The 8,197-nt window shown below is 70.9% G+C and carries 8 protein-coding genes; 2 read left to right on the top strand and 6 right to left on the bottom strand.

The window, feature by feature from the left end:
* Positions 1–117: 117 nt before the first annotated feature.
* Entirely contained in the window at positions 118–705 is a 588-nt protein-coding gene (locus FB157_RS43440; RefSeq protein WP_145886779.1) for a flavodoxin family protein, read from the bottom strand.
* 205 nt (positions 706–910) lie between these two features.
* Here FB157_RS43440 and FB157_RS43435 point away from each other — a divergent pair, with 205 nt between their 5' ends.
* The gene (locus FB157_RS43435; protein WP_261386930.1) at positions 911–2,152 is read left to right on the top strand and encodes a hypothetical protein; all 1,242 of its coding nucleotides are present in this window, start codon (positions 911–913) and stop codon (positions 2,150–2,152) included.
* A 33-nt stretch (positions 2,153–2,185) separates the two neighbouring features.
* On the opposite strand, the gene FB157_RS43430 is transcribed toward FB157_RS43435, so the two are convergent.
* From FB157_RS43430 to FB157_RS43420, 3 genes are all read right to left on the bottom strand, one after another.
* Positions 2,186–2,653 (bottom strand): VOC family protein, encoded by a 468-nt coding sequence (locus tag FB157_RS43430; RefSeq protein WP_145886777.1) that lies wholly within the window; start codon positions 2,651–2,653, stop codon positions 2,186–2,188.
* 43 nt (positions 2,654–2,696) lie between these two features.
* Positions 2,697–3,647 carry an EamA family transporter RarD gene (gene rarD, locus FB157_RS43425; RefSeq protein WP_145886774.1) on the bottom strand — a complete coding sequence of 317 codons (951 nt, stop codon included), beginning with the start codon at positions 3,645–3,647 and terminating at the stop codon, positions 2,697–2,699.
* Positions 3,648–3,772: 125 nt separating this feature from the next.
* Positions 3,773–4,627: an SDR family oxidoreductase gene (locus FB157_RS43420; protein ID WP_145886772.1), complete on the bottom strand. Its 855-nt coding sequence runs from the start codon at positions 4,625–4,627 to the stop codon at positions 3,773–3,775.
* A 91-nt stretch (positions 4,628–4,718) separates the two neighbouring features.
* On the opposite strand from FB157_RS43420, the gene FB157_RS43415 reads away from it, so the two are divergent.
* The gene (locus tag FB157_RS43415; RefSeq protein WP_145886770.1) at positions 4,719–5,129 is read left to right on the top strand and encodes a helix-turn-helix domain-containing protein; all 411 of its coding nucleotides are present in this window, start codon (positions 4,719–4,721) and stop codon (positions 5,127–5,129) included.
* A gap of 16 nt (positions 5,130–5,145) precedes the next feature.
* Here the strand turns inward: FB157_RS43415 and FB157_RS43410 are convergent, their stop codons facing one another.
* Together FB157_RS43410 and FB157_RS43405 are read right to left on the bottom strand one after the other, a co-directional pair.
* Complete coding sequence (locus FB157_RS43410; protein WP_145886768.1) at positions 5,146–6,207, bottom strand: 2-oxoacid:ferredoxin oxidoreductase subunit beta; 1,062 nt, start codon at positions 6,205–6,207, stop codon at positions 5,146–5,148.
* Complete coding sequence (locus tag FB157_RS43405) at positions 6,200–8,128, bottom strand: 2-oxoacid:acceptor oxidoreductase subunit alpha (protein WP_145886766.1); 1,929 nt, start codon at positions 8,126–8,128, stop codon at positions 6,200–6,202. The genes FB157_RS43410 and FB157_RS43405 overlap by 8 nt, the downstream gene beginning before the upstream one ends.
* Positions 8,129–8,197 lie beyond the last annotated feature (69 nt).

Genomic DNA, 8,197 nt, shown 5'->3' with positions numbered 1-8,197 from the left:
GTGGTGCGTTCCTAGACAGCTCCACCACACCGGAGGTCTTCGCCATGATCAAGACCCAGTGTCAACAACGCTCGTGATCAATACACCTAGGGCGCGGCGAACCGCGCGGGACGGGGGTCAGGCGTCCTGGTGCGGGAAGCGGGCGAGGGGCGTCTCCTGTGCGAAGAACGTCTTGGCGCGCGCCAGCGCGTCGGTGTCCTTCCGTACGTCCCCGGGCGCGCTGCCGTTGCCGAGCAGCACCCCGCCGAAGCGCATCTTCAGATACGCGGCCGAGTTGTTGAGGGTGCCGACGAGGGGCTGGGCGACCGACGGCTCCCGGTCGGCGAGCGCGGCGACACCCCACAGCGTGCGCCCGGCCATCGCCGCCCTGAAGTCGATGCCGGGGGTGCGCAGCCAGCCCGACCAGTGGTCCAGGTACCGCTTGGTGAGGCCGGAGACCGAGTACCAGTACAGGGGCGAGGCGATCACGATGTCCGTGGCCGCGAGCGTGGCGTCCAGCAGCAGTCCGGTCTCGGTGTCCGCGGCCGGTCGTACGCGGTCGCTGTCGTGCCGCACGTCCTCGAAGTCGGGCAGCGTGTGCTCGGCCAGGCGGATCCACCGTTGCTCGACGTCACCGGGCAGCTGCGCGGCGGCCTCGCGGGCCAGCAGTTCGGTGTTGCCGTCGAGGCGGGCACTGCCCAGTACGAACAGGAAGCGGCGGCTCATGGGTCCCCCAAAGCGAGCGATGTCGATGCGCGAATATCAGCGTATGCATTTTATGCATACGCAAGCACTTGGGTTCAAGAGGCGTCAGGGGTGCGGCTGGTGCGAGGCTGTGACGTCGCGGTTACGCGGGAAGCGGGCTGAACCGACAGACTGGTTGGTAGGACGCGTACGACCGGGGTGCGACGCCGGGGGAGTGAGGAAACCGATGTCTCGACTCAGCTTCGAGAAGAAGCGGGTGCAGCAGCCCGTGGCGCACCCTGCGATGGTGCAGGTCCGGGTGTCCGGCGAGGGCAGCGCCTCGGTGGGCGGGACGTCGGTCGTCGCGGCTCCGGGCGAGGAGATCCAGCACGCCGTGCTGAACCACCTCCAGCGCCTGGCCATCAGCCTGGGCACCCCCATACGGGCCACGATCCACGACGACCGCGCCGGCTGCGTGGTCCCCCTCGAGGTCTCGGCGGACGGCTCCAGCAGGGTGGCGGGAGACCCGGTCCGGGTCGCTCCGCGGGGCCCGCAGCCGGTTTCCGCGCGGCCGGTCTCCCCGAAGCCGGTTGCCCCGGCCGCGGCGGGTAAGGCCCAGGCACCCACCGGGCAGTTCGGCCCGCCACCGGTCATGGACGCGCCCTCGGCTCGCGTCGCCGTACCGGACACCGTGGACGCACCCCCCGCCTCCGCCGCCGTACCCGAGCGCGACTCCGCCCCGAAGCCCGACCTCGTTTCCGCCCCCGCCCCGAAGCCCGACCTCGTGTCCGCGTCCGCCCCGAAGCCCGACCTCGTGTCCACGCCCACTCCGAAGGCCGACGCCGTGTCCGTGACCGCCCTGAAGCCCGCTCCCGTGCTCGCCCCCGCTCCGAAGCTCGCCCCGCTGCTCGACCCCGAGCCCGCCCCGGTCGCGTCTGCGACCCCCACCCCGGCCCGCGGATTCGACGCCGTGGCCGAGGAGGTGCTCGGGGACGAGCCCGTGACCGAGACCGCGGAGGGGGCCGAGTTGCTGACCGAGCCGATGGCGCGGATCAACGAGGCTGTCCGGAGCGGCCGTATCGAGGTCGCGGCGGAACTCGCCGACCGCACGGTCGTCGAGGCCTCCGGGGTGCTGGGCCCCCGCCACGCCGAGGTGCTGCACCTGCGCGAACTGACCGCCTACATCGCCTACCTGGCGGGCGACCCGGTCCGCTCCTTCGAACTCTCCCTGGACCTCGCGCGGATGCGCCGGCAGGCCGCGGACGCCGAGGGCGCCTACGGCAACGTGCGGAGCGCGGCCACCGCCTGGCGGGCCGTACGCGACCCGGAGGAGGGCCTGCGGATGGGCCGCGACCTGATCGGTCTGTGGACGGACCTCATGGCCGAGCCGGGGCCCGCGGCCGAGGACCCGCAGCCCCTGGAGTCGGCCCGCGCCCGCATGGTCCGCCTGGCCGACCGCGCGGCCAAGGCGGCGCAGGCGCAGGCGTAACCGGTCGCCCCGCTTCCTGTTCGCCCGCCCGGGCTACTGCACGCAGAACTCGTTGCCCTCCGGGTCCGCCATCACCGTCCAGTCACCGGCGGGCCCCTCGACCTCGTGCAGGATCCGCGCGCCGAGGGCCGTCAGGCGCGCCACCTCGTCCGCGCGCCGCCCGGCGCCGGGGTGCAGGTCGAGGTGGAGCCGGTTCTTGGCCGTCTTGGCCTCCGGGACGCGCTGGAACAACAGCCGCCGCCCCAGCCCGGTGCCGGCGTCCGGGTCGTGGGGGTCGTCGGGATGCCGTACGGCGATCAGGTCACGGAAGGCGCGGCGGCCGTGGTACTCGACCGTGGCCTCCTCGGGCAGCGCGCCCAGCGACAGCAGCCGTTCTACGAGCGTGCTGTTGTCCTCGGCCGTGTAGTGCAGCGCGGCGGCCCAGAAGTCGGCCTGGGAGTGCGGGTCGGCCGCGTCGATGACGAGCTTCCAGTGCAGCGGTGCGGGCGTCTGCGTCGACATGGGCACCACTTATAGCGCCCCCCACTGACAGCCGGCCCCTGCGTCAGGCGTCCACCGCGGCTGAGCTGGGCGTCTCGGCGCGGGGCGGCACGACGACCGCCCGCGGCCTCCGCGCGGCACGCAGCGCGTCCGTGGTGAGCAGGATCAGCGCCAGCCACACCAGTGCGAAGCCTGCCCAGCGCGCGGCGGGCATCTCCTCGTGGAAGTAGAGGACGCCGAGCAGGAACTGGAAGACGGGGGCCAGGTACTGCAGCAGCCCGAGCGTGGACAGGGGCACGCGGATGGCCGCCGCTCCGAAGCAGACCAGCGGCAGCGCGGTCACGATGCCGGTCGAGGCGAGCAGGGCCGTGTGCCCCGCGCCCTCGCTCGTGAAGGTGGACCGGCCGTGCGCGGAGAGCCAGAGCAGAAAGGCGAGCGCGGGCAGGAACTGGATCGCGGTCTCGGCGGCCAGCGACTCGATGCCGCCGAGAGCGACCTTCTTCTTCACCAGCCCGTAGGTGGCGAACGAGAAGGCGAGGCAGAGGGAGATCCATGGCGGACGGCCGTAGCCGACGGTCAGGACGACCACGGCGGCGACGCCGACGCCGACCGCGGCCCACTGCACGGGCCGCAGCCGCTCCTTCAGGATCAGCACGCCCATCGCTATGGTCACCAGCGGGTTGATGAAGTACCCGAGGGACGTCTCGACCACATGGCCGGCGTTCACGGCCCAGATGTAGACGCCCCAGTTCACGGTGATGACGGCCGCGGCGAGCGCGATGAGGCCGAGCCGCCGCGGCTGCCGCAGCAGTTCCCCGGCCCAGGCCCAGCGCCGTACGAAGAGCAGGGCGACGGCGACGAAGGCGAGTGACCACACCATCCGGTGGGCCAGGATCTCCAGCGCTTCGGCGGGCTTCAGCAGCGGCCAGAACAGGGGGACCAGTCCCCACATGCCGTACGCGGCGAAGCCGTTCAGCAGGCCTGCCCGGTGTTCTCCCTTGGACGTCCCGGCCACGGGCCCCTCCTTCTCGCCTCACTCACGCACGCGAGAACGAAGGTAGCGCCGAGCACCCCCGTCTGTCATGCCCGTATCGGCATACGGTCATGACAGGCGGAGGTGCGGGTCGGTCTCCCGGTCCGTCAGCCCTTGAGCGCGGCGGCGACCGCCTCGGCGAGCGGGGTGGTCGGGCGGCCGGCCAGGCGGGACAGGTCGCCGGAGGAGACGACGAGTTCGCCCTTCTCGATGGACGCGTCGACGCCGACGAGGATCTCGGCGAACGGCGCGGGCACGCCGGCGCCCGCCAGGATGCCCTTCAGGGCCTCGCCGGTGACGGCGTTGTAGGCGATCTCCTTGCCGGTCTGCCGGCTCAGCTCGGCCGCGTACTCGGCGAAGCTCCACGCCACGTCGCCGCCCAGCTCGTACGTCGTGTTCTCGTGGCCCTCGCCGGTCAGCACGGCGACCGCGGCGGCCGCGTAGTCGGCGCGCGAGGCCGAGGAGACCCGGCCCTCGCCGGCCGCCGAGACGACCGCGTCGTGCTCCAGCACCGGGGCCAGGTTCTCGGTGTAGTTCTCGTGGTACCAGCCGTTGCGCAGCAGGCTGTAGGGCAGGCCGGAGGCGAGCAGTGCCTCCTCGGTGGCCCGGTGGTCGTCGGCGAGCGCGGCCTCGAGGCTGCCCGGGGCGCTGGTGTACGCGAGCAGCGCCACGCCGGCCGACCTGGCGGCGTCGATGACGACGCGGTGCTGCTGCACCCGGCCCTTGTCGAACTCGTTGCCGGAGATCAGCAGGACCTTGTCACCGGCCGCGAACAGGCCGTCGAAGGTGTCGGGTGCGTTGTAGTCGGCGACCGCGAGCTTCACCCCGCGGGCCGCGAAGTCGGCGGCCTTCGCCTCGTCGCGGACGACGGCGGTGATCTGCTCCGCCGGAACCTTCTCCAGCAGCTGTTCCACGACGTGGCGGCCGAGGTGTCCGGTGGCTCCGGTGACGACGATGCTCATGGTCGGAATCTCCTTGTGGGGTGGCTATGACACTCACCCTAGGAGGTGCACTAACCAAGCGAAAGTACCCACTTTGAAGTAAGGTACTGGCATGGCAGTAAGTAACTCGCGTGCGCGCACCGGAGCCGAGGCCGAGGCCATGTGCCCCTACCGGCTCGTCCTGGAGCACGTCACCAGCCGCTGGGGTGTGCTCGTCCTGATCGAGCTGATGGAGGGCTCGCGACGGTTCAGCGAGCTGCGGCGGGCGATCGACCAGGTGGGCCGGATCAGCGAGAAGATGCTCACCCAGACCCTGCAGACCCTGGAGCGCGACGGCCTGGTCCACCGGGACGCCAAGCCGGTGATCCCGCCCCGCGTCGACTACTCGCTCACCGCCCTCGGCCGGGAGGCGGCGGAACAGGTGCGGTCCCTGGCGCAGTGGACGCACGACCGCATGGGCGACGTGGAGAAGGCCCGCCAGACGTACGACGAGGCCCGGGAACTCCGCTCCCGGGCCTCGTGATCACGGAACGGCGGGATCAGCCGACGACCGTCCAGGTGTCCCCGCCGGCCAGCAGCGCGGCCAGGTCGCCCTTGCCGTGCTGCTCGATGGCCGTGTCCAGCTGCTCGGACATCTGGACGTCGTACACCGGCCGCTCGACGGAGCGGAACACACCGATCGGGGTGTGGTGCAGCGTGTCGGGGTCGGCCAGTCGGGAGAGGGCGAAGGCGGTGGTGGGGGACGCGGACCTCGCGTCGTGCACCAGGATGTCCGCCTCGTTCTCCGGGGTCACCGTCACCACCTTCAGGTCGCCGGTCTGCCGGTCCCTTACGACACCATGCGTGCCGTCGGTGCCGAACCGGATCGGCTGCCCGTGCTCCAGGCGGATCAGCGCCTGGTCCGCCTGCTGCTTGTCCTTCAGGGCGTCGAAGGCGCCGTCGTTGAAGATGTTGCAGTTCTGGTAGATCTCGATCAGGGCCGTGCCCGGGTGGTCGGCGGCCGCGCGCAGCACCTCGGTCAGGTGCTTGCGGTCGGAGTCGATCGTGCGCGCGACGAAGGACGCCTCCGCGCCGATCGCCAGCGACACCGGGTTGAACGGCGCGTCCAGCGAGCCCATCGGGGTCGACTTGGTGATCTTGCCGACCTCGGAGGTCGGGCTGTACTGGCCCTTGGTCAGGCCGTAGATCCGGTTGTTGAACAGCAGGATCTTGAGGTTGACGTTGCGGCGCAGGGCGTGGATCAGATGGTTGCCGCCGATGGACAGGGCGTCGCCGTCACCGGTGACCACCCACACGCTCAGATCCCGGCGGGAGGACGCCAGGCCCGTCGCGATGGCCGGGGCGCGGCCGTGGATGGAGTGCATCCCGTAGGTGTTCATGTAGTACGGGAAACGGGAGGAACAGCCGATGCCCGAGACGAAGACGATGTTCTCCTTCGCCAGGCCCAGCTCCGGCATGAACCCCTGGACGGCGGCCAGGATCGCGTAGTCACCGCAGCCCGGGCACCAGCGCACCTCCTGGTCGGACTTGAAGTCCTTCATGGACTGCTTGGCCTCGGCCTTGGGGACCAGCTGCAGCAGCGAGTGGGTGGCTTCAGTCATCGATGGCCTCCTTCAGCGCGGCGGCGAGCTGTTCCGCCTTGAACGGCATGCCGTTGACCTGGTTGTACGAGTGCGCGTCGACCAGGTACTTCGCCCGGATCAGGTTGGCGAGCTGCCCGAGGTTCATCTCGGGGATCACCACCTTGTCGTACGAGGTGACCACCGCTCCGAGATTGCGCGGGAACGGGTTGAGATGGCGCAGATGGGCCTGTGCGATCGACTCGCCCGCCGTGCGCAGCCGGCGTACCGCCGCCGTGATCGGCCCGTACGTCGAGCCCCAGCCCAGGACCAGTGTCTTCGCCCCGTGCGGGTCGTCGACCTCGAGATCCGGCACGTCGATGCCGTCGATCTTGGCCTGGCGGGTGCGGACCATGAAGTCGTGGTTGGCCGGGTCGTAGGAGATGTTGCCCGTGCCGTCCTGTTTCTCGATGCCGCCGATGCGGTGCTCCAGGCCCGGCGTGCCCGGGATCGCCCACGGGCGGGCCAGGGTCTGCGGGTCCCGCTTGTACGGCCAGAAGACCTCGGTACCGTCCTCCAGCGTGTGGTTCGGGCCGGAGGCGAACTGCACGCGCAGGTCCGGCAGCTCGTCCAGGTCCGGGATCCGCCACGGCTCGGAGCCGTTGGCCAGATAGCCGTCGGAGAGCAGGAAGACGGGGGTCCGGTAGGTCAGCGCGATCCGGGCGGCCTCCAGGGCCGCGTCGAAGCAGTCGCCCGGGGTCCTCGGGGCGACGATCGGGACCGGGGCCTCGCCGTTGCGGCCGAACATGGCCTGCAGCAGGTCCGCCTGCTCGGTCTTGGTCGGCAGGCCGGTCGAGGGGCCGCCGCGCTGGATGTCCACGATCAGCAGCGGCAGCTCCAGGGAGACCGCCAGGCCGATCGTCTCGCTCTTGAGCGACACGCCGGGACCGCTCGTCGTCGTCACCGCGAGCGAGCCGCCGAAGGCCGCCCCCAGCGACGCGCCGATGCCGGCGATCTCGTCCTCCGCCTGGAAGGTCCGCACGCCGAAGTTCTTGTGCTTGCTCAGCTCGTGCAGGATGTCCGACGCCGGCGTGATCGGGTACGAGCCCAGGAACAGCGGCAGATCCGCCTGCTGCGACGCGGTGATCAGGCCGTAGGCCAGGGCCAGGTTCCCGGAGATGTTGCGGTAGGTGCCGACCGGGAAGGCCTCGGTGGCCGGGGCGACCTCGTAGGAGACCGCGAAGTCCTCGGTCGTCTCGCCGAAGTTCACGCCCGCCCGGAACGCGGCGATGTTGGCGGCCGCGATGTCGGGCTTCTTGGCGAACTTGGTCTGCAGGAACTTCTCGGTGCCCTCGGTGGGCCGGTGGTACATCCAGCTCAGCAGGCCGAGGGCGAACATGTTCTTGCTGCGCTCGGCCTCCTTGCGGGAGAGGGCGAACTCCTTCAGCGCCTCGACGGTGAGGGTGGTCAGCGGCACGGGGTGCAGGCTGTAGCCGTCCAGCGAGCCGTCCTCCAGCGGGGAGGCGGTGTAGCCGACCTTCTGCAGGGCACGCTTGGTGAACTCGTCCGTGTTGACGATGATCTCGGCGCCGCGCGGCAGGTCGCCGATGTTGGCCTTCAGAGCGGCCGGGTTCATCGCGACCAGCACGTTCGGCGCGTCGCCCGGGGTGAGGATGTCGTGGTCGGCGAAGTGGAGCTGGAACGAGGAGACGCCGGGCAGGGTGCCGGCGGGGGCGCGGATCTCGGCGGGGAAGTTCGGCAGGGTGGAGAGGTCGTTGCCGAAGGACGCGGTCTCCGAGGTGAACCGGTCACCGGTGAGCTGCATGCCGTCACCCGAGTCCCCCGCGAACCGGATGATCACCCGATCCAGGCGCCGCACGTCCTTGGCTCCGCCCGGTTTGCGCTGCTCTCCCACGACGGTTCCGTCGGCCTGCTCCGCTGGGCTGCTGACCTGACTGGTCACTGAACTGGACCTCCTTCGAGGCGGCTGTTCCGGGGATGGTCGTCCCAGGGACCATCCCGGTATCAACCC

It is taken from the genome of Streptomyces sp. BK340 (assembly GCF_007827595.1).
In the GTDB taxonomy this organism is placed as follows: domain Bacteria; phylum Actinomycetota; class Actinomycetes; order Streptomycetales; family Streptomycetaceae; genus Streptomyces.
This window is presented reverse-complemented; position numbering and strand designations above follow the sequence as displayed.